This is a genomic window from Flavobacterium sp. (assembly GCF_031409475.1).
Lineage (GTDB): Bacteria > Bacteroidota > Bacteroidia > Flavobacteriales > Flavobacteriaceae > Flavobacterium.
In genome coordinates, this window is record NZ_JANNXH010000037.1 from 1 (window position 1) to 21,088 (window position 21,088).

General features: G+C 33.3%; 18 protein-coding genes. 9 read left to right on the top strand and 9 right to left on the bottom strand.

All coding sequences use genetic code 11. The features are described from left to right. The coding region (locus tag RMO53_RS07065; protein WP_310379273.1) for a T9SS type A sorting domain-containing protein at positions 1-1,992 on the top strand (1,992 nt) is incomplete at its 5' end. Between the two features lie 88 nt (positions 1,993-2,080). On the opposite strand, the gene RMO53_RS07070 is transcribed toward RMO53_RS07065, so the two are convergent. Continuing rightward, positions 2,081-5,068, bottom strand: coding sequence for a reprolysin-like metallopeptidase (locus tag RMO53_RS07070; protein ID WP_310379274.1), 2,988 nt, complete (start codon positions 5,066-5,068; stop codon positions 2,081-2,083). Positions 5,069-5,475: 407 nt separating this feature from the next. Between RMO53_RS07070 and RMO53_RS07075 the strand changes: the two genes are divergently transcribed. Next, positions 5,476-5,997 carry a hypothetical protein gene (locus RMO53_RS07075; RefSeq protein ID WP_310379275.1) on the top strand — a complete coding sequence of 174 codons (522 nt, stop codon included), beginning with the start codon at positions 5,476-5,478 and terminating at the stop codon, positions 5,995-5,997. 70 nt (positions 5,998-6,067) lie between these two features. Here RMO53_RS07075 and RMO53_RS07080 read toward each other — a convergent pair whose 3' ends face one another. Beyond that, complete coding sequence (locus tag RMO53_RS07080) at positions 6,068-7,018, bottom strand: TerC family protein (protein ID WP_310379276.1); 951 nt, start codon at positions 7,016-7,018, stop codon at positions 6,068-6,070. A 145-nt stretch (positions 7,019-7,163) separates the two neighbouring features. Next, positions 7,164-8,177, bottom strand: coding sequence for a glutamine synthetase beta-grasp domain-containing protein (locus tag RMO53_RS07085; protein WP_310379277.1), 1,014 nt, complete (start codon positions 8,175-8,177; stop codon positions 7,164-7,166). A gap of 267 nt (positions 8,178-8,444) precedes the next feature. Between RMO53_RS07085 and RMO53_RS07090 the strand changes: the two genes are divergently transcribed. Beyond that, complete coding sequence (locus RMO53_RS07090) at positions 8,445-10,634, top strand: glutamine synthetase III (RefSeq protein ID WP_310379278.1); 2,190 nt, start codon at positions 8,445-8,447, stop codon at positions 10,632-10,634. A 68-nt stretch (positions 10,635-10,702) separates the two neighbouring features. Here RMO53_RS07090 and RMO53_RS07095 read toward each other — a convergent pair whose 3' ends face one another. After that, positions 10,703-10,975, bottom strand: coding sequence for a DUF4242 domain-containing protein (locus RMO53_RS07095; protein WP_310379279.1), 273 nt, complete (start codon positions 10,973-10,975; stop codon positions 10,703-10,705). A 388-nt stretch (positions 10,976-11,363) separates the two neighbouring features. Here RMO53_RS07095 and RMO53_RS07100 point away from each other — a divergent pair, with 388 nt between their 5' ends. From RMO53_RS07100 to RMO53_RS07115, 4 genes are all read left to right on the top strand, one after another. After that, positions 11,364-12,542: an AIR synthase related protein gene (locus RMO53_RS07100; RefSeq protein WP_310379280.1), complete on the top strand. Its 1,179-nt coding sequence runs from the start codon at positions 11,364-11,366 to the stop codon at positions 12,540-12,542. A 176-nt stretch (positions 12,543-12,718) separates the two neighbouring features. Further along, positions 12,719-13,075, top strand: a complete 357-nt coding sequence (locus RMO53_RS07105; RefSeq protein WP_310379281.1) for a hypothetical protein — start codon at positions 12,719-12,721, stop codon at positions 13,073-13,075. A 21-nt stretch (positions 13,076-13,096) separates the two neighbouring features. Then, on the top strand, positions 13,097-13,444 hold the full coding sequence (locus RMO53_RS07110; protein ID WP_310379282.1) for a hypothetical protein: 348 nt from the start codon (positions 13,097-13,099) through the stop codon (positions 13,442-13,444). A gap of 57 nt (positions 13,445-13,501) precedes the next feature. Beyond that, positions 13,502-14,107 (top strand): GNAT family protein, encoded by a 606-nt coding sequence (locus tag RMO53_RS07115; protein WP_310379283.1) that lies wholly within the window; start codon positions 13,502-13,504, stop codon positions 14,105-14,107. Between the two features lie 17 nt (positions 14,108-14,124). On the opposite strand, the gene RMO53_RS07120 is transcribed toward RMO53_RS07115, so the two are convergent. Genes RMO53_RS07120 through RMO53_RS07140 form a run of 5 tightly spaced genes read right to left on the bottom strand, consistent with a single transcriptional unit; the run spans position 14,125 to position 19,678 of the window. Next, complete coding sequence (locus RMO53_RS07120) at positions 14,125-14,991, bottom strand: hypothetical protein (RefSeq protein WP_310379284.1); 867 nt, start codon at positions 14,989-14,991, stop codon at positions 14,125-14,127. A gap of 17 nt (positions 14,992-15,008) precedes the next feature. After that, positions 15,009-16,235, bottom strand: a complete 1,227-nt coding sequence (gene glgA / locus RMO53_RS07125) for a glycogen synthase (protein WP_310379285.1) — start codon at positions 16,233-16,235, stop codon at positions 15,009-15,011. A 34-nt stretch (positions 16,236-16,269) separates the two neighbouring features. Then, the gene (locus RMO53_RS07130; protein ID WP_310379286.1) at positions 16,270-18,699 is read right to left on the bottom strand and encodes a zinc-dependent metalloprotease; all 2,430 of its coding nucleotides are present in this window, start codon (positions 18,697-18,699) and stop codon (positions 16,270-16,272) included. Positions 18,700-18,751: 52 nt separating this feature from the next. Further along, positions 18,752-19,297: a YceI family protein gene (locus tag RMO53_RS07135; RefSeq protein WP_310379287.1), complete on the bottom strand. Its 546-nt coding sequence runs from the start codon at positions 19,295-19,297 to the stop codon at positions 18,752-18,754. A gap of 18 nt (positions 19,298-19,315) precedes the next feature. Further along, on the bottom strand, positions 19,316-19,678 hold the full coding sequence (locus RMO53_RS07140) for a c-type cytochrome (protein WP_310379288.1): 363 nt from the start codon (positions 19,676-19,678) through the stop codon (positions 19,316-19,318). Positions 19,679-19,765: 87 nt separating this feature from the next. Here RMO53_RS07140 and RMO53_RS07145 point away from each other — a divergent pair, with 87 nt between their 5' ends. After that, positions 19,766-20,155, top strand: coding sequence for an OB-fold protein (locus RMO53_RS07145; protein ID WP_310379289.1), 390 nt, complete (start codon positions 19,766-19,768; stop codon positions 20,153-20,155). A 54-nt stretch (positions 20,156-20,209) separates the two neighbouring features. Then, positions 20,210-21,085: a DUF5777 family beta-barrel protein gene (locus tag RMO53_RS07150; RefSeq protein ID WP_310379290.1), complete on the top strand. Its 876-nt coding sequence runs from the start codon at positions 20,210-20,212 to the stop codon at positions 21,083-21,085. Positions 21,086-21,088 lie beyond the last annotated feature (3 nt).

Genomic DNA, 21,088 nt, shown 5'->3' on the forward strand with positions numbered 1-21,088 from the left:
TGCGATGGCAACCTAACGGGTTCGATAGTTGTACGAACAGGCGATGCAACGAATACAAATGGATGTATGTGGTCCCAAACCCGTTACTTTAATGTAGAGGATTTATGTGGAAATGATGCAGTAGAGCAAAGCCGTACCGTAACATGGAAAGTAGTTACTGCACCTATATTTGATAATTGTGTTAATGGAACTACAGCCCTAGGTTGTAACCCGACTCCTCCAACTTGTGCTACTGACATTACAGCTTATAATGAGTGTGGTCCTGTAAAAGTTGACTGTTCAGCAGGAGATATAATCGTTGATGGATTTAACCGTTCACAGACCTTTACCTATACAGCAGCAGGAACATGTGGATTTACTAGCACTTGTGAAAGAACATTTACTTGGTTTGTATCTGAACCATTTACTTGTCTTGACCCAGTATCTACAACAATTCTTTGTGGTGTAACAAAAGTTAAATCACAAGTAAATACTGATAATGAATTTTCAGATTGGTTAAATACGTTTACATACGACACTAATCTTTATACAGTTGATATTACCTATGTATATGATTCAGGTACTGTAAAATCTGATAATGGTGATGGTCCTAAAAACCCAAATGCTGATGCAACAGCAAAAGTTACAGTTACTTGGACACTAACAAATAAAGAAACTGGTTGTAAAGAGTCTTGTTCATCAACTTTTATTATAGAAAACGGTTGTAGAATTTTATGTTCTTATGTAAAAACAGATGTTTTATGCGAAGGAGAAGAGACGGGTACAATAACAGTTACAGCTTCTGGAGCTACACTTCCATATGTAGTTGAGTTGTTTGAAGATGGTAATCCAGTTGCAATAGTTACTGTTACAAGTGCAGATGATGCCGAACCGTATACCGTAACATTTGAAAATTTACCTGCGGGATTTTATAGTTATGTTGTTAGGGATGATTATCAAAGAGCTTGTACTACTGATATACCAATTGAAGTAGGTAAAGGAGAACCTTGTGGTGCAAATTGTACATACACTCAAGGAGCTTATGGAAACTATGGAGGAAAAGCTTGTATTGATGGTGTTACATACTCGACTGAAGAATTAATCAAAAAAGCTTTAGAATCATATCCTTCAGGAAAAATGACTATTGGTCTGCCTGGACATTCAGTTTGGATGCAATCAACAGAAGATATTGATGATATTGTAAGAGTTTTACCTGGTGGTGGAAGTAGTTATGTATTGCCAGCAGTAGATAAAAAATTAAGTGATATTACAGGAGCTAGTACTTATTTGAGAAAAGGAAATATTAACAATACTTTATTAGCCCAAACGATAACTTTAGGACTTAATTTAGGTGTAGATAGTGAACTTGGAAGTTTCAAATTACAAGGCGGTGTTATGGCAATTGCCGAGCCACTTGGAGGTTGTGGTTCAAAAATAAAAGTACCTAGAGTATGTAATGCTGATGGCACAGTTACAAACGATTATCAATATTATACAATACCAGCTAATGTAGTAGATGCTTTAACAGATAAAACAATACAAGGATTGTTTGACATGGCAAATAAAGCATTAGGGAACGGAGGCGTTCCAGCTGGATTATCATTAAGTAATATTGCCAATGTAGTCGATATAATCAATAATGCGTTTGATGAGTGTAGAATATTTGTGGGCTATAATATACCAGAATGCCCAGTACCAGATACAGTTCCTTCTCCTATAATTGAATTAGCAAAAGTTAGTTCAAATTCTAAAATAGGATTTGTTGCTTATCCAGTTCCTTTCAAAGATGTTCTAACAATTAAATACAAATTTGACTATGTGTCTAATGTGAAAATTGAAGTAATTAATTCACAAGGTATTTCAATATTAACTAAAAATGATACGAATAGTTATTTGAACAAAGAAGTTACTTTAAACCTTAAATTAAATAAAGGAAAAGAGCAAGTGTATTTTGTAAAAGTCACTACTAATCGTGGAAGTTCAGTTAAACAAGTACTATCGTCAACAGAATAAAAAGTATTTAATTTTTAAGGGAAACCGCCTCAATATTATTTTGAGGCGGTTTTTTATTTTTTAAAATAAAATTATTATTTTGAAATAATCACTCCTTTATAAATAGTTTTTTAGTTATTGAAATTCCATCATTGACTTCGATTAAATATATTCCTGCTTTTAGAGAACCAACATAAACAGTATCATTTTGAATATGATTACTCTCTAGTTCTTGCCCAATTAAGTTGAAAATTCTAAAACCAGCAGGTTTTTCAAGATTTGTAATATAGATAACATCACCATTTACCGGGTTCGGAAACAATTTTATTGGGAGGTTTTTATCTTCAAGATTAATCTCAGTGTCATCAATATTAATCACAACAATATCTTTTTCAGGTTTTGCAGTAGATGCAGATTTAATATTTACCGTATAATCTTCTACTTCCCCTTTCGAAAAGGAACCGCAACTGCTTGGAAAAGCACTATATTTCATAGATACTCTAATTCTTGTTGGACCAAGTAAAGCTGTAGTTGGAATAAAAAAACTTCCATTAACAGAAATAGCTTTAGTTTTGGATTTAATGAAAATTTGTTCATCACTATCATCAAAGTCGCCATCTTGATTATAATCAATCCAAACGCTATATGCCTCTCTTACAGCTAATCCATTCCAAGCAGGAGTAATTACAATATTATTACTATTTCCAATAAACAAATCGGTTGATTTTGAAGTAAAATCTCCATATCCCTTATTATTTCCAGAAATGTTATTTATAGAGCCAATTTGAACTTTGTTTATATATTCGATAGTGGTACTGATTCCATTTGAAGTACAGTAGGAAGCTTTGGTAATTAATGACAGCGTAGTTACATTTATTGTATTACTTGAAACGGATAAATTCCCAGCAGAATCCCTAGCTTTTACATGGAAACTGTAAACAGTTGAAGCTGTTAAATCAGAAACCGACAATGAAGTACCAGAAATAGTTGTTTTCAATACTCCGTTTTGATACACGTTGTAACCTGTAACTCCAATGTTATCAGTTGCTGGAGTCCAAGACAATTCCGTAGTCGAAGTTGTAATCCCAGAAGCAGAAATTACAGATGTTGTCGGAGCTATTGTATCTGCAGTTCCTGAGCCAGTAATAGTGAAATTTGCGTTGTTTACATCAAAGAAGATTTGATTAGTTCCTTTAATCATAATCCTGTTAGTGGTTCCGGGAATGTTTGGTATTACAACATTAGCGGAACCATTATTCAATGTTCCCAATAATAATGTATTTGGAAATGTTACTCCTCCATCGGTTGATAATAAAATATCAACTGTAGCGCAGTTCACCCCATTTGCGTCGGTTCCAGCTACAGTCCAAGTAATGATTTGAGTAGACCCAGCGTTATAGGTTGCGCTGCTATTCTGAGAATCTATGGTAAATGGACCCGAGTTGCCATCTACTGTAATAATCATATCATCTGTATTATTTGCTGAACCACTGGCTCTATTGTCGCGAACAGTTAACCTGAAGTTTAACGTTCTGGCAACATCTGGAAGCACTTCCACAGGTATTGCTGATCCTGAAGTTGTAGTTGATCCTGCTAAAATGGTATTCATTTTTGGTAAATATCGTGTAGCAGAAGTACTTGAGGGATAAGATCTAAAAAGTGGCCCAGCTGTAGCTATTGCACTTGGTCTTGACGTTGTTGCATTTCCTAAATCCATTTCTTCCCAGTTATAAGTAAGCAAATCATTCGTATTACTATCAGTAGCTGAACCATTTAATTGGAAAGGGGTTCCTTTTGGAATAGTGTAATCTAATCCTGCATTAACAGTTGGAACTGCATTACCAGTTGAAATTAGTACAGAACAGGTTTTAGCTTTAATGTTGTCCGTTACTTGTTGGATGCTTATAGCATGAAAATAAGCATCGGAGTGAGATTGAATATTTTGGTTTGTACTTCCAGCATATCCCATTATTGTGGAACCACTACCAGGTTCCATTTGCGCTATAACGTTATCATTAACGTAAGTATAAGTGTGGTTTGCACCTAATTGATGTCCTATTTCATGGGCAACATAATCAATATCAAATGCATCACCACTAAAAAGGCTTGGGTTGCCACAAGTATAACCAGAACCTTTGTTGAAGTCACTACAAATACAACCAATGCAGCCTGCATCACCACCACCACCAAAAGCAGCAGCTCCCAATAAATGGCCTATGTCATAGTTTGCTAATCCTATTGTATTTGTTAGATTTGATTTAAGTTCAGATCTCCAATTTGATTTACTGGTGTAATCCGAATAAGGATCAGTTGTAGCATTTGTATAAATTACATTATCATTATTAGCTATTAGAATAAGTTTTAAGCCAAAGTCTTTTTCGAAAACTCCATTGATTCTGGTCAGAGTATTGTTCATGCCTGCCAAAGCTAGAGCTTTTGTACCACCAAAATAAGCAGCATATTCTGCAGTACAAGACAATGCTAGTCTGAAAGTTCTTAATTTACCATCGTCAGCACCTTTATACGATATATTAGTATTTGTTGTTTTTTGGTTGTTACCAAGAACATAATCGATAACGGTGCATTCAAATTTATCTAATGAAGCTTCTTTATCTGATTTTTTGTACACAGTATACGTGTTCAAATCTGCTGTTATGGGTTCTATAAAAACGGCAGATTGATCTGGGTATAAAGTCATGGATTTGAATCCTAATGGTGAGTTACTGAAATATGCTCGGGCATTTGGGTTATCAATACCTATGGCAACATAAGATTTAATTTCAGGAAATTTTGCTGCTAATTCTGGATCCATAACACTGTTTTCATAAACGCTAAAGTTTTCTATTTTTCCATCGCTGTTCGGTAAGGATATAATAGTCTTTGAATTGATATGTGTAGCATTCCTGTTTGGAGAGGAAGACAATTTGATTTTTAAAGCATTCAAATCTAAATCAAACAAATGTTTTAACGGCAAGTCAGTTTTATTGATACTTTGCGAATGGCTATTTCTGGATGACAATTTCCACAAAGAATTAACATTTTGGGAAAATGAAATACTGCTTATTACCAACAGTGTAGCTGTTATTAATTTTTTCATGATAGGTATAACTTAGTAGGTTAAGTAGGTATCAAATTTATAAAGTCATTTCATTTCATCGATAAAATGTATAATAAAATCGACGAAATACACAATGATTTTATATTTTGTAGTAAAAAAGGGTGTTTTTATTTAATTTTAGGTGCAGTCATAAATTAATTTTAATAATGGAATAACTTTGTAAGTTGTTGATAATTTAGGAATTACCTTATGATTTTAGTAGGCTTTATTTGCAGGCTAAAAAAAAATCATATAATGAACGTTTTTAGACTGCCTTATTTTTTTATGCAGACAACTTACTTAAGTGCATTTATTTTTTTATTTTTTGGAACTCAATATTTATAAAATAAACTTTGGCACAGTTCGTGAATAGAGTCTAAAAGTATTAATCACTAAATCTTAAAATCATGAAAAAAATAATTACACTTTTAGCCGTTTTTGGAATAGTAAGTTTCCAAAGTTGTACCGTAAATGACAATGCTCCAATTGAAGATAATGATACAATTCCTCAAGCATTTGAAATTAAAAATAAAAACTTTAATTATAATGCAAATGATGGATTTTATATTTATGACACTTTTAATAATAAACTGGGTGGTGATTTGTATAATGATGAAACGATTTTGGTATACAGATTAACAGGGAGTCTAAATTCTAGTACTCCAATTTGGCAATTAATTCCTAGAACAATTTATTTAAGTGGAGGCAGAGAAATTGATTATGATTACGATTTTAGTAAAAAAGATTTCACCATATATGCTAGTGGAAATTATGATTTAGAATTGACACCAGAATTTTTAGATAATCAAACTTTTCGTATTGTAATTTTACCATCTAGTTTATTGAGTTCGGTTGATAAAAATAATTTTTCCGAAGTTATGTCGGTTTTAAAAATAAACGAAAGTCAAATTCAAAAAGTTGATTTGTAGTATTTAATCATAAAAAAAAGGAAATCGAGAGATTTCCTTTTTTTATGAATAAAGGTTTTTGTTTATTAATTTACTTTTTGTTTTCTGGCTTACTCTGTTTTAAAGAAAATAAGATTCCCGTTAAAAGGGCAATTGCAATAAAAGCAAGTGATGCCCATTCTGGAATTTCGATAAAGTCATGCGATAACATTTTTAGACCCACAAAACTCAAAATAACAATAAGGCTGTATTCTAAATAATCAAATTTTGCTAGCATATTTGCCAAGAAAAAATACATCGAACGCAATCCTAATATGGCAAAAATATTAGAGCTAAATACTAAAAATGGGTCCGAAGTAATTGCCAAAATTGCAGGAACACTGTCAACGGCAAACAAAACATCCATTACTTCAATGACAATTAGAGCTACAAATAGAGGTGTAGCAAATGTTTTTCCTTCTTTTTTTAGAAAAAAATGCTCTTTGTCTGTATGGCTTGTAATCGGAATAATTTTTCCAATTATTTTATAAACGAAAGATTCTTTAGGTTCAAATTCGTCTTCTTCTTTAGAAAAAAACATTTTAATAGCTGTAAATAATAAGAAACCACCAAACAAATAAGTAGTCCAGCTGAATTTATTGATAAGCAGAACACCAAAAAATATCATTAAACCTCTAAATACAATAGCGCCTAGAATTCCCCAAAACAAAACCCGGTGTTGATATTTTTGTGGAATTTTAAATGCTGCAAAAATAATGGCGATAACAAAAATATTATCAATACTCAAGGATAGTTCTATAAGATAACCCGTTATATATTTTATAGATGCTACTGCAGGTTTCAGTCCGTCAGGATTTTCAATATAATTTGTACCATACAACCAGTAAATAACTCCAGAAAAAAGAAAGGATAATGTTACCCATATTCCAGTCCATTTACCTGCTTCTTTGCTACTAATAATATGTGGTGTTTTATTAAACACACCTAAATCGAGTGCAAGAAATAGCATAATGGCTGTTAAAAATGAAATCCAGACAATCATATTTTGTTAATTAAAAATTACGAATTATAAAGGTATTTATGCAAAGATACTTTTTGACGTCAATTTAAAAATTAAATTTTAGATTTTAAGTAAAAAAAATGTCTCGCAATCTTGCGAGACATTTTATAAAATAGAGAACTGATATTTACAATGCTGATTTCACAGTTTTTATAATTCTTGCTGCAATTTTGTATGGGTCACCATTAGATGCAGGTCTTCTGTCTTCAAGATATCCTTTCCAACCATGTTGAACAGTATATAATGGAATTCTTATAGATGCTCCTCTATCAGAAACTCCATAAGAGAAATCATGTATAGACGCTGTTTCGTGTTTACCAGTCAAACGTTGTTCGTTGTATGCTCCATAAACTGCAATGTGTTCTTCAACAACTGGACGGAAAGCCTCACATATTTTTTCGTAAGTTGCTTGATCTCCACAAGTTCTTAAAACTTCGTTAGAGAAGTTAGCGTGCATTCCTGAACCATTCCAGTCAGTATCACCAAGTGGTTTTGGATGGTATTCAATATAATAACCGTATTTTTCTGTTAATCTATCTAATAAATAACGAGCTATCCAAATTTCATCACCTGCTTTTTTTGCGCCTTTTGCAAACAATTGAAATTCCCATTGCCCACAGGCAACTTCTTGGTTGATACCTTCAAAGTTAAGTCCAGTTGCGATACATAAATCAGCATGTTCTTCAACTAATTTTCTTCCGTGCGTATTTTTTCCACCTACTGAGCAGTAGTACATTCCTTGTGGTGCAGGATATCCACCAATAGGAAAACCTAATGGTAATAAAGTTTTAGTGTCCATTATGAAATATTCTTGTTCAAAACCGAACCAGAAATCACCATCATCATCAATAGTTGCTCTACCATTTGATGGGTGAGCAGCACCATCTGCATACATAACTTCGGTCATTACTAAATAACCATTGATACGAGTTGGATCTGGATAAATAGCAACAGGAACTAAAAGACAATCAGATGAACCACCTTCAGCTTGTTTTGTTGACGAACCATCAAACGACCAGTTTCCAATTTCTTCTAAAGTTCCTTTAAAGTTTTCGTGCTCTTCTACTTTAGTTTTACTTCTTAAATTTTGAGTTGGTTCGTAACCATCTAACCAAAGGTATTCTAATTTTATTTTTGCCATAATGCTATAAATTAATTATTGTAATTATAATTTTCGACAAAAGTAAATTATTTTTTTTATTACTAAAAATCAGGGGGTGTTTTTTGTTTAATTGAATGTTATTTTTCTCATAAGTGTATTTTAGATAGGGGTATATTTTAAAAAAAGCAATTTTAACAAGGATTAAAAATTAAATTCGTAATTATTAACATTGATATTTTTTGTTTTTTATTGATTATCTTTGTTTTTTGGTATTTAAATCAATTATTAACAATAAAAATTGTTTCCATGTCAACATTACGTTTTCAAGCTTTGAGAGAAGCATCGAATAGAAAGCCAGTCCATTTTGAAGAATCAGGAAGAAAATCTGTGATTTTTGGTTCTAATGTTTTTAATGATAAAGCAATGAAGCACTTTTTAACTTCAGATGCTTTCAAAGGAGTTCAAGGTGCAGTTCAGCACGGAACTAAAATTGACAGAAAATTAGCCGATTACATTGCAATGGGCATGAAAGAATGGGCTTTGGCCAAAGGTGTAACTCATTATACACACTGGTTTCAACCACTAACAGGTTCAACGGCAGAGAAACATGATGCTTTTTTTGAAACTTCTTATGACGGAAGCGATCCAGTAGAAAAATTTGGCGGAGCACAATTAGTACAACAAGAACCAGATGCTTCTAGTTTTCCAAATGGTGGCATCAGAAACACCTTTGAAGCTAGAGGTTATACCGCATGGGATCCAACTTCTCCAGCATTTATTTTTGGAACAACATTGTGTATTCCTACAGTTTTTATTTCGTATACAGGCGAAGCTTTAGATAATAAAATTCCGTTATTAAGAGCTTTATCAGCGATGGATGATGCAGCGACTGATGTGTGTAAATATTTTGACAAAAATGTCAAAAAAGTCACCGCAACATTAGGCTGGGAACAAGAATATTTCTTGATAGACAAATCATTAGCAAATTCTCGCCCAGATCTTGTCATGACTGGTAGAACTTTGTTAGGACATACTTCCGCCAAAGGACAACAACTAGACGACCATTATTTTGGTTCTATTCCCACTCGTGCTTTAACTTATATGCGGGATTTAGAGCAAGAATGTATGTTGCTCGGGATTCCTGTAAAAACGCGTCATAACGAAGTAGCACCAAATCAATTTGAATTTGCACCTATTTTCGAAGAAACAAATTTAGCGGTTGATCACAATTGTTTGCTTATGGATGTGATGCAAAAAGTAGCTGAACGTCATGATTTGAAAGTCTTACTTCACGAAAAACCTTTTAAAGGAGTGAACGGTTCAGGAAAACACAACAACTGGTCGTTGGCCACTGATACTGGAGTTAACTTATTGAGTCCAAGCAAAACTCCAATGACGAATTTGCAGTTTTTGACTTTTTTTATCAATACCATCAAAGCGGTTAATGATTACGAAGCCTTGTTGCGAGGTTCAATTGCAACGGCAAGTAACGACCATAGATTAGGAGCAAATGAAGCGCCACCAGCAATTATTTCGGTATTTATTGGAGCTCAATTGACTAAAGTTTTGGCTGAATTAGAAGGCGTTTCTACAGGAAAATTATCTCCAGAAGAAAAAACCGACTTAAAACTAAATGTTGTAGGCAAAATTCCAGAAGTAATTTTAGACAATACTGATAGAAATAGAACATCACCATTTGCTTTTACAGGAAATAAATTTGAGTTTAGAGCAGTTGGTTCTTCGGCAAATTGTTCTAATGCAATGACAACTTTGAATACGATCGTTGCCAAACAACTCAAAGATTTCAAAATAGCGGTTGATACTTTGATCGAAACCAAAGATTTGAAAAAAGATGAAGCCATTTTTAATGTATTGCGAGAATATATTAAAGTCTCTAAAAAAATACTTTTTGAAGGCGATGGATACAGTGAAGCTTGGGAAATTGAAGCTGCAAAAAGAGGTTTGAGCAACTTTAAAACCACACCAGAAGCTTTGAGAGCAAGAGCTTCAAAACAAGCTTTGGATTTATTTGCTGAAATGGGAATCATGAATCATATAGAAGTAGAAGCACGATACGAAATTGAATTAGAAGAATACACCAAGAAAATCCAAATCGAAGGTAGAGTTTTAGGCGATTTAGCCACAAATCATGTAATTCCAACGGCAATCCGCTACCAAAACACTTTGATTGAAAACGTAAAAGGATTGAAAGATATTTTTGGCGATGAATTCAAATCAATTGCTAAAGAGCAAATTATCTTAATAAAAGAAATTTCAGGACATATCGAAGGAATCAATTCTAAAGTAGAAGCGATGACTAACGAAAGAAAAAAAGCCAATCAATTGACCGATGCGCACGAGATGGCAACTGCGTATTGCAACAAAGTAAAACCATACTTCGAAGAAATCAGAAACCACTGCGATAAACTCGAGTTACTCGTTGATGATGAAACTTGGACTTTGACAAAATACAGAGAATTGTTATTGACAAAATAAGTACAATCACTATTTCACAAAAAATTGCCTATCCTAATTGATAGGCATTTTTTGTTGATTTAAACCCATTATTCTGCAGTTGTTGGGTCAATTATAGTTGCTACTTCGCTTACAGAATTTGCAGGAAATCCACCTTGTTTGGCGTGTTCACGAACCATTTCTTCGTTTGCAGCATTATAAATACAATAAATTTTGTCTGTGGTTACATAACTATGAACCCACTGTATTTGTGAACCCATTTTGCTTAATACTCCACAAGAAGTTTGTGAAATTGCTTTTAATTGTTCAGCAGACAATTTGCCTGCACCTGGAATTTCTCTTTCAATTACATACTTTGGCATACTATTACGTTTTAAAAATTTATATTTTTGTTCAGTAACACTTTTTTTTAATCCATTATAAATGAAACATTTACATCAAATTTAATAAAATAAATCTACATAATAACCCGTTGGGTGCAATTAATAAAAGCAAGTAAAAAATAATTTTACCACATACATAGAAAAAAAGAGTTAGATAGCCCACTTCATGGGTTCAGATAGCTATGATTTTCTTAAAATAAGTGAAACGCCTTTTAAAATTCACAAAATCTATGTGGTAAAAAAAACGAATTACACCCAACGGGTTACATAATAATAATTTACTATCAATTTTATATAACTTCTAAAATCCTCAAAAGGAAACCTCAAAAAAATAATTATCTTTGCCGCACACAACACAAATTATTTCATGAGTTCAGCTACTTCAAAACGATATGCGCTTCGCGGTGTTTCAGCATCCAAAGAAGATGTTCATAATGCCATAAAAAACATAGACAAAGGGTTGTTTCCACAAGCCTTTTGCAAAATTGTCCCAGATTATTTAACAAATGATGATGATTATTGTCTCATTATGCATGCCGATGGAGCAGGAACTAAATCCTCTTTGGCCTATATGTATTGGAAAGAAACAGGCGATATTTCGGTTTGGAAAGGCATAGCTCAAGACGCTTTGATTATGAATATCGATGATTTATTATGCGTTGGCGCAACCGATAATATTTTACTTTCGTCCACCATCGGGAGAAATAAAAACCTCATAACTGCCGAAGTTATTTCGGCAATAATCAACGGCACCGAAGAATTGATAAAAGAACTCGATACCTTTGGTGTAACCATACATTCTACAGGTGGCGAAACTGCTGATGTGGGCGATATTGTTCGAACTATTATTGTAGATTCGACCGTTACAGCTCGCATGAAACGTTCTAAAGTTATTGATAATGCCAATATAAAAGCAGGCGATGTAATTGTAGGATTGGCTTCTTTTGGTCAAGCCACTTACGAAAAAAGTTACAATGGTGGCATGGGAAGCAACGGACTAACATCAGCAAGACACGATGTTTTTGGGAAATATTTGGCAACCAAATACCCAGAAAGTTACGATGCTGCTGTTCCCGAAGATTTGATTTATTCAGGTCAAGTAAAACTGACAGATGCTGTCGAGAATTCGCCAATCGATGCTGGACAATTAGTGCTTTCGCCAACACGGACTTATGCTCCAATTATCAAAACTATTTTAGATAAATACACCTCGAACGAAATTCACGGAATGGTGCATTGTAGTGGCGGAGCGCAAACCAAAATTTTGCATTTCGTGAACGATTTACACATTATAAAAGACAATTTATTTGCAGTTCCACCTTTGTTTAAACTCATACAAGAACAGTCAAAAACAGATTGGAAAGAAATGTACCAAGTTTTCAACTGCGGTCACCGCATGGAAATTTACGTTCCTGAAGTAATTGCACAAGACATCATCGCCATTTCAAAATCGTTTAATGTCGATGCGCAAATTGTGGGTAGAGTAGAAGCTTCGGACTCTAAAAAGCTAACGATTACTAGTGAATATGGAATTTTTGAATATTAAAAGGGCTTTTTTTAGGAGCTAATCCCGCTATTCGCTACAATCTGTCATTGCGAGCTTGCGAAGCAATCTCACAACAACAGGATTTTCACTACTATCGGGGCTAAAAAATCAGGAAGCTTTCGGATTATTCAAAAATCTGTGAAAATCCGTGTAATCTGTGGCAAAAAAATAAAACTATGTACGAAATCCTTTTTTGGAAATATCAAGACGGAATTTATCTCAATCATCACTTGGTTTACGAAGCACTTGTAGAACAAGAAATCGTTGGCGGATTAGAAGAACTTCCCGTTATAGTTATCCTGAACAGAATCAACAGCGTGTTCTCAAACTGGGAAAAAGTAGATGAAAACAGTTGGAAAAACCCCAATGGTAAAGGCGCTTTTCATGTTAAAACCACTTCACAATCTATAAAAATTGATTGCTACGGCACCGAAGGAAAAACTATGAATCTTCTGGCTGATACAATGGAAGAATTCAAATGTCCGCTTTACGACCCACAAATCCCAGTACGTTACGACGAAATGAACGAATAGATTAATTTTAAAAAGAAAGAAATGTTATTAATATTCTCAATTTTGCTATTGTTTATTCCAACAGTTTTTCAATATATAATTGGAAATAAATCATTGCGTAAATCTATTGATATTCATTTGGTAGTGGTCTGTATAATTAGTTTATTTCTACAGTTCGTAATAACAGTTTTAAGTTTCATTTTGTCAATTTATTCAATAACTGAAAGTGGAAATAAATGTGCTACTGGAGCAGTAGCAATTTTCTTTTTTAGTTTTGTAATCACTGTATTTATGTTACTTGTAATGCTGTTGCAATTCTCAAGAATAAAAAGATATAATAAAGAATTTATTGAAAATAATGGTCATGCAAAAAATGAACGAGTAGATTAAAAAGTCAGTAGAAATCAGTTTTATCCGTCTCATCTGTGAATAACTCAATATAAACCTATGCTAATAATTCAAAATTTCCCTCAAAATATAATCCTCGAAAACGAACACGTTTTGCTTCGTCCATTAGAAATTACTGATATCGAAAATTTATTAGAATTTTCCATCAACGAACCAAATACTTGGGAATTCTCTTTAGTGCGTGCTAATGGAAAGGAAAATCTAGAAAACTACATTCAATTAGCGTTGCGAGCAAGAGAAGCTAAAACTGAATTTCCATTCATTGTTTTTGATAAAAAGTCCCAAAAATATGCTGGAAGCACTCGTTTTTACGATATTAATTTGCCTCATAAAACCATACAATTAGGCTACACTTGGTATGGAAAGGATTTTAGAGGAACAGGTTTAAACAAGCATTGTAAATTGCTGTTATTACAATTTGCTTTTGAAACCCTTGGAATGGAACGCGTAGAATTTCGTGCGGACAATAACAACCATCGCAGTGTTTCCGCCATGAAAAGCATTGGCTGTAAAGTAGAAGGTGTGTTTAGAAATCATATGCCAACACTTGATAGTGAAGTACGACGGGACAGTATTGTGTTGAGTATTCTTCGTAACGAATGGTTTGATGAAGTCAAAGAAAACTTGAAAGCAAAATTGATTTAATCTAATAATACAATTGTTTATTCTCCTTCAGAAACAAAAACGAGTTTGTTTTTAGCTTGATTTACAGCCAGACGAAATATTTTTGAAATCCCCATTTCGTTTAAATTGGCTAATTCTTTCCATACTATTTTTTTGGAACTGACATTGCAATAAATTAGGCTGGATTCATTCGAAGAAAACAACCAGCCATCATTTGTTAAGTAAAAATCTTCGTTATTTTTGGGTAATTCAATCCATTGTTTAATACTTCCTTTTCTATCAATAAAGGATACCCAATTGCTGGTTTTTAGCTTCTGACAAATTACAATTCCATCATGGTATTTATATAAACTTCGTCCAATACTATCTGTCAAATAGGTTTCGGTTTTGTTTTTTATATTGATTAATTTCAAGGTAACTTTTGGTCTCGATAATAAAAAGGCAGCAATTTCTTTTTTATTCAACCAGCAATAATAACCTATTGAATCTTTGGATGTGTACAGCTTTTCGGTAACTAATCCGTCTAATGAAATTTGTGTCAGATTTTGATCTTTGTCTTTTACTACAGAAATAAATTTGGCGTCTGGAGTAGTTTTTGGAGAATATTCGGCTTCGCTATTATTCGTTAATTGTATGGTATTGTTAGTGCTTAAATTGTATAAAAAAACATCGGTTGATTTTTCATTGCGCGAACTAACATAGGCAACAGCATTCAACTTTTCGATAAAACTGGGTTGGTTGTCGTAACCTTTGTTGTTGCTAATATTTACGAGTTTTGTGTTTGGAACTATGCTAAAACTGTCTCTGTTTTTTTGAATATTAAGTAAGTAAACTTCGGTTGCGGGTTGAGCAAATGCATTTTGGAAAAGGAATAAACTAAAAAATAAAAAGCTAGAGAATTTCATATTAAAAATAGTGGTTTTTAAGCGTGTTCTTTTTCAAATTTAGAAATGACTTCTTGATAATAATTAAAGGTAGTCTTGGCAATTGATTCCCAACTAAATAGTTTCAAAACTCTTTCTCTACCTGCTTTTCCCATTTGAGTTGCGAGGTTTTCATTGTCTAAAAGCAAGTTGATTTTTGCAGCAAATTCTTTCTGGAAAGCATCTGGATTTGCAGGGTTAAAATCAGTTCTTGAAACACTCTCAAGAGGAACTAAATATCCTGTCTCGCCTTCGACAATAATTTCTGGAATTCCTCCTACATGACTACCAACTACAGGAGTTTCACAAGCCATGGCTTCAAGATTTATGATTCCAAATGGTTCATAAAGTGATGGACAAGCAAATACTCGTGCATGACTGTAAAGGACTTTTATTTTTTCGCGCGGTAACATTTCAGAAATTAAAATAACGCCTTCTCTTTCTTTAAGCAGTTCTGCAATTAAAGCTTCGGTTTCTGCAGCTATTTCTTTTGTGTCTGGTGCTCCAGCACAAAGTACGATTTGGCAATTTTTGTTAAAATATTTCGCCGAAGCAATGAGTTGCGAAATTCCTTTTTGACGCGTTATTCTACCCACAAAAAGAACAAAAGGAATGTTTGGATTTATACCATATTCTAAAAGCAAATCATTGTCAAAAGTGGGTTGATAAAATTCCGGATCAATCCCGTTGTGAATTACCGTTACTTTTTCTCGGGCAACTCCATAGGCTTCAATTACATCGTCTCTCATTTGTTCGCTTACAGCAATGATTCCATCAGCAGAGTTATAGGCTTTGTTTTCTAACCATCTCGAAAGAAAATAGCCATTACCTAATTGTTCTACTTTCCATGGACGATGTGTTTCTAGACTGTGTGTTGTTAAGATCAAAGGTACTTGTAGTAATTCGCGAGAGAAAATCCCAGCTAGATGAGTGTACCAAGTGTGACAATGAATTATATCTGCGGTTGGTGTGGCTTGAGCCATTTCGACATTTTTACTCAAGTTATGAAACATTTTAATATGCGTATTGTTGTCATCGACCATTTTTGTCAAGCAAGAATCAATTCCTTGAACATGCATGTTTTTCTCCTCTTCAGATTGGTCTCCAAAACAGCGCACTTCTATTTCTCCCAATTTCGCTAATTCTTGGCTTAAAAAATCAATATGTACACCTGCTCCGCCATAAATATTAGGAGGAAATTCATTAGTAAAAAGAGCTATTTTCATGGGTAAAATATTATAATAAGTTAATAATGTAAAATTAATTCATATCGCAACCAATTGGCGAACCTGGAGGCGCAGCTTGATGTAGCGTAGGTTTTGCTTTTTCTGGTGCTTTTATTCGGTCTAATGTGAGCAACAAATATCCTTTAATTGTATTGTCTGTCGTTGTTTTTAATTGTGCGGTTGCATATATTTTTAAATCATCAATGGCTTTAAGTATTTGTGCTCTGGTAGCAAAAGATGCCTCATCATTTACTGAAACTGCTAGTAAATAAGTCAGCACTAATTGTTCATTTTGTTTTTGAATCATTCCTTGTAATCCTTTTAATCTTGAAGTTTTCCAGGTTCTATTAGTGAGTACAGTTATCATTTCATCAAGTCCAAGTCCATTATTCGCAACTTGATATTCGGCTAATCTATTCAAGCGACTGATATTAAATAAAAACGATAGCGGAATGTCTGCAGCAGCTTCTGCAGCAGCAAGCGGGTCAAAGGATAGGCCAGTTTTACGTTTAAAAAGTTCTCGGGTATACTCTAAACCAGCTGGACGTGGTGGAATTAATTTTATTATATTTTCGGAAAGCTCAAGTGTTTTGGGTTCTATACAGTCAACAATTGCATTAAGAGCAGTCAATTGCTCTTCTTTTGAAACCGCATTCATTATTGTTTGTCCATCTCCTTTTACAGCATAAGTATAATTCATACCGCCAACTATTTTTGTAGCAGCTTCTACTTGATATCGATGGAAAAGGTAAATGGGAACCAATACATCTTCAAGTATTGCCATTGGAGTTGCATTGGTAATATTATTTAATCCAAATTGTGACAATGCTTTTTCACGAACCTTCATTACATCTTTGAGTTCTGAAATAGGATTTTTCCCAGTGTCCCACAAGTGTGCAGTAGGATGCAATCCACCTGAATCTCTTGCATCTCTGTCTGAAATAAAAGTGAGCCCTTTTTTTATGGCATCTTCTAAAATTTTATTTAATGCAAGTGTTTCGTTTGTGTCTTTTGGAAATTCCTCATATCCGTATTGTATACTTATTTTATCCCAATCGCCAATTTCATTAGTATAAGCATTACTTAAATCAATTTCGTTTTTACTATTTATTGTTACCATTGGTGGAGGATAATCCATTACACTTGCCCTATTTTGGGCACTAGAAATATAATTGTGCATCAATCCCAGTGTGTGACCTACTTCGTGAGCTGCTAATTGTTTGAGTCTTTGCAATGCCATCTTTAGCATTTTATTATCAGCTGGAATAGTTCCATTCTCAAAAGGAGCAAGTAATCCTTGAGCAATAAGATAATCTTGTCGAACACGCAATGAACCTAGACTTACATTGCCTTTGATTATCTCCCCAGTTCTAGGATCTACGACTGCCGCTCCAAAACTCCAACCTCTAGTTGCACGATGAACCCAGTTAATTATATTGTAGCGAAGATCCATTGGGTCAACATCTTCGGGTAAAATTTTTACTTGAAAAGCATTGATATAACCAGCTGATTCAAATGCTTGATTCCACCAACTTGCACCTTCGAGTAACGCACTTCGAATGGGTTCAGGTGTTCCGTTATCTAAATAATAAACAATAGGTTTTACAGCTTCGCTTCGAGCTGCGGTTGGGTCTTTCTTTTGCAAGCGATGCTTGAGGATATAGTTTTTTTGAATGGGTTCTGTTACAGGTGTGCTATAATCAAAATAGGAATTTATAATATATGGCGAGCGAACATCATAGAGTCTTGGTTCGAAATTGTGGTCTGGTAATTGCATAAACGAATGATGCATTCGGAGTGTAATTGCTTCTGGCGCAGGTGTAACTGAAATTACATAATTGCCAGGTTTTCCATCTTTGTTTACAAAAGTTACAGTTGTTTCAAACTCACTATTTAGTGGAAAATTTTTTGTGCGTTCTAAATACAGTGCACTTCGAGACGAATCGATGCCATAACTACCTTGTTTTGTGTTTTGCAAAACGGTTGAAACTTGCATCGCATCACGCAATAGAAAATCAGTTGCATCTACTAATACGCTTCCATTATTTTCTGCAGAAACGGTAAATCCCCATAGGGTTGATTGTGCAAACGATTGCTCTACGGCTCTTTTCTCAGGAGCATCACCACTTACTGCACGATAGGCATAATTAGGAGCAATCATCAAAATTTTATTTCCAATTTTACTAAATTTAACTACATAAGTGGAGCCTAAAATCCCTCTATCAAGTCCAACATCATTTGATCCTAAACCTGCAGGAAGTGTTGTTTGATATAAAACTTCTTCATTAAATTTATCAATTTCTAACCAAATTTTCCCTGTGCTTTCTTCCCAATAAAAATTAAAAAAACCTGGATACGATTTCATGTTTTTAGTTTTTTCTGAAATAGCATTTGTAGCTTGAGCTTTGACTATAAAAGGAATCAGAATCAGAATCAATAGTAAGTGTTGGAAATTTTTTTTCATGCAAGGATATTAAAGAGTAGTTTTTTTTATTATTACAAATTGTAGTATTAAATTATTTCAACAAAAAATCTGTTTTAATAGTTACTTTTTTAGATATTTTTTTTACAATTACTTTTGGAATTTCGATATTAAAATCATCGGTATTAATATCGAAATTAGAAATAATTTCGAATCCATCTCCAACTTTTTTTATCATTGCTGTGGTGTTAATTTCCTTTGATTTTCCGTGCATTTCTAAAACGCCTTTTATTTTAAATTCCTTTGGTGTGGTTCCAATGATGTTGGCGTTAAATCCTTGAATTGTGCCTTTCAAAGTAGCTTTGGGATATTTATCACTTTCAACATAACTTTCGTTAAAATGTTCTTCCATCAAGGCTACTTTGAAGCGAAAGCCTTTCATTAAAACTAAACTTGCAATTTCGCCAGTAGTGGTGTTTAAAACACAAGTAACAGTTTCGTTTTTTGCTTTTATTTCTTCAAAAGCAGGAATCGATGCTTCAAATACAATTTTTCCGGTTCTTGTTATTTTTTTTTCTTGTGCCAAAGTTTTTAAGCTAAAAACTAAAAAAAGCGCTAATAAAATACCAGTTCGTTTCATTTTTTTTATTCTATTTAATTATTGTTCAAATCCTGCATTTTTCCATGAAATAATTTCATCAATTTTGCTTTGTGGTAACCTTGTACCACCATAGGGCATCATACCATCTGCACCTTGGGCTTTTGAAATTTTTTCTATTAATGTATTGTTTATAATGCCATTTTTTACATTTTGAAGTGTAGTTAATGAAATACTTGCACCATTCGTGGGAGTATTTGAGTGACACGAAATACAATTATTGTCTATAATTGACTTAATAGTATTTGCATAGGTAATTGTTACTTGCGAGGAATTGCCTATAATATCAGATTCTGTTTCATTTACACAACTAGAGGTAATAAAAACAATTGCAATTAAAAAAAAGGAACTGGGGATTTTCATATTAAAAAATTTTAATGTTAAAGGTAGATTTTAATTTTTAAAATTAAATATTTTTATGCTATTTTTGGTAATTAATTTTAATTAAATATGAAAAATAAAATTATTATATCTTTTTTTATACTTCTGGTTCTAGCAGTTGCAGTTTATCTTTACACCTACAAAGGGCATCGAGATATTGCTGCGGAACAAGGAAGTTTTTCTGTTGTTGCAACAACTCTTTTTACAGAATTTAAAAGCAATGAGCAAACTGCATCAGCAAAGTATCTAGATAAAACAATAGCTGTTTCTGGAAGCATTTCTGCTATTGATTCTAAGTCAAAATCAATTGTGATCAACGAAAAATTATTCGTACTCTTTACAGATGAAATTCCTGAAACCATCAAGACAAATACAGCAATTAAAATTAAAGGAAGATTCATAGGTTATGACGAATTGCTCGAAGAAATGAAAATGGATCAGTGTGTAATTATTGAATAATAAATTTCAATGCACAATTTGAAATCAACTAATAAAATGTTTAAAAATAATTATATGAAAAAAATGTTTCTTGCTTTACTATTCCCTTTTTGTTCATTTGCACAAAATGATTTACTCTCTGAAATTGATTCCGTTAAAGTTGATACAAAAGTAGAATCGGCGTTTAAATCTCTAAAAATTGTCAATCTTGAGTCTACTAAATTGGCAGGAAGTGGAGACATGTATTTAGTGATTGCACACCGATTTGACTATGTAAAAAATGGTTTTGATGATTTTTTTGGAATTGATAATGCAAATACTCAAATCAAATTATTGTACGGTTTAAGTGAAAAAGTGACCCTTCAAGTTGGCAGAAGTGGTTTTCAGGAAACGGTAGATTTAGGAATCAAATACTTATTAAAATCTCAGGAAATTGAAGGTTTCCCGGTTACTATAGTTGGTTTTAATAGCCTGGCAATTAATGCAGAATTGAAAAAAGAAAATTTTCCTAGATTAAAATTCGACAATCGATTAAGCTATGTAACCCAATTATTAATTTCTAGAAAATTTACCAATAAGTTATCATTAGAAATAGCACCTTCGTATTTGCATGAAAATACTTTAAGGGATATTTTAGATAATACGAACACTCCAATTTTGCCAAATCCTCAAGCCAATGATCAATTTGCACTTGGAATGGGCGGACGCTATAAGTTTGCCAAAAGGTGGGCATTTAATGTTGATTATGCTGCGCATTTAAATAGAGCAAGCCAATCGATATATAAAAATCCTCTTTCAATAGGAGTAGATTTAGAAACTGGTGGGCACGTTTTTCAAATGCATTTTACCAATTCTCGCGCTATGCATGAAGCAGGATATTTAGGGCAAACTACAGGAGATTGGGGAAAAGGCGAAATCGCTTTTGGGTTTAATTTAGTGCGAGTTTTCTAAATG

What these genes read in the sequence shown, in the direction of transcription:
- glgA (WP_310379285.1), bottom strand. Translation starts at nt 16,235, where the DNA reads ATGAAAATAGCTCTTTTTACTAATGAATTTCCTCCTAATATTTATGGC.
- RMO53_RS07080 (WP_310379276.1), bottom strand. Translation starts at nt 7,018, where the DNA reads ATGATTGTCTGGATTTCATTTTTAACAGCCATTATGCTATTTCTTGCA.
- RMO53_RS07120 (WP_310379284.1), bottom strand. Translation starts at nt 14,991, where the DNA reads ATGAAATTCTCTAGCTTTTTATTTTTTAGTTTATTCCTTTTCCAAAAT.
- RMO53_RS07110 (WP_310379282.1), top strand. Translation starts at nt 13,097, where the DNA reads ATGTTATTAATATTCTCAATTTTGCTATTGTTTATTCCAACAGTTTTT.
- RMO53_RS07105 (WP_310379281.1), top strand. Translation starts at nt 12,719, where the DNA reads ATGTACGAAATCCTTTTTTGGAAATATCAAGACGGAATTTATCTCAAT.
- RMO53_RS07070 (WP_310379274.1), bottom strand. Translation starts at nt 5,068, where the DNA reads ATGAAAAAATTAATAACAGCTACACTGTTGGTAATAAGCAGTATTTCA.
- RMO53_RS07150 (WP_310379290.1), top strand. Translation starts at nt 20,210, where the DNA reads ATGAAAAAAATGTTTCTTGCTTTACTATTCCCTTTTTGTTCATTTGCA.
- RMO53_RS07140 (WP_310379288.1), bottom strand. Translation starts at nt 19,678, where the DNA reads ATGAAAATCCCCAGTTCCTTTTTTTTAATTGCAATTGTTTTTATTACC.
- RMO53_RS07145 (WP_310379289.1), top strand. Translation starts at nt 19,766, where the DNA reads ATGAAAAATAAAATTATTATATCTTTTTTTATACTTCTGGTTCTAGCA.
- RMO53_RS07135 (WP_310379287.1), bottom strand. Translation starts at nt 19,297, where the DNA reads ATGAAACGAACTGGTATTTTATTAGCGCTTTTTTTAGTTTTTAGCTTA.
- RMO53_RS07095 (WP_310379279.1), bottom strand. Translation starts at nt 10,975, where the DNA reads ATGCCAAAGTATGTAATTGAAAGAGAAATTCCAGGTGCAGGCAAATTG.
- RMO53_RS07115 (WP_310379283.1), top strand. Translation starts at nt 13,502, where the DNA reads ATGCTAATAATTCAAAATTTCCCTCAAAATATAATCCTCGAAAACGAA.
- RMO53_RS07100 (WP_310379280.1), top strand. Translation starts at nt 11,364, where the DNA reads ATGAGTTCAGCTACTTCAAAACGATATGCGCTTCGCGGTGTTTCAGCA.
- RMO53_RS07075 (WP_310379275.1), top strand. Translation starts at nt 5,476, where the DNA reads ATGAAAAAAATAATTACACTTTTAGCCGTTTTTGGAATAGTAAGTTTC.
- RMO53_RS07090 (WP_310379278.1), top strand. Translation starts at nt 8,445, where the DNA reads ATGTCAACATTACGTTTTCAAGCTTTGAGAGAAGCATCGAATAGAAAG.
- RMO53_RS07130 (WP_310379286.1), bottom strand. Translation starts at nt 18,699, where the DNA reads ATGAAAAAAAATTTCCAACACTTACTATTGATTCTGATTCTGATTCCT.
- RMO53_RS07085 (WP_310379277.1), bottom strand. Translation starts at nt 8,177, where the DNA reads ATGGCAAAAATAAAATTAGAATACCTTTGGTTAGATGGTTACGAACCA.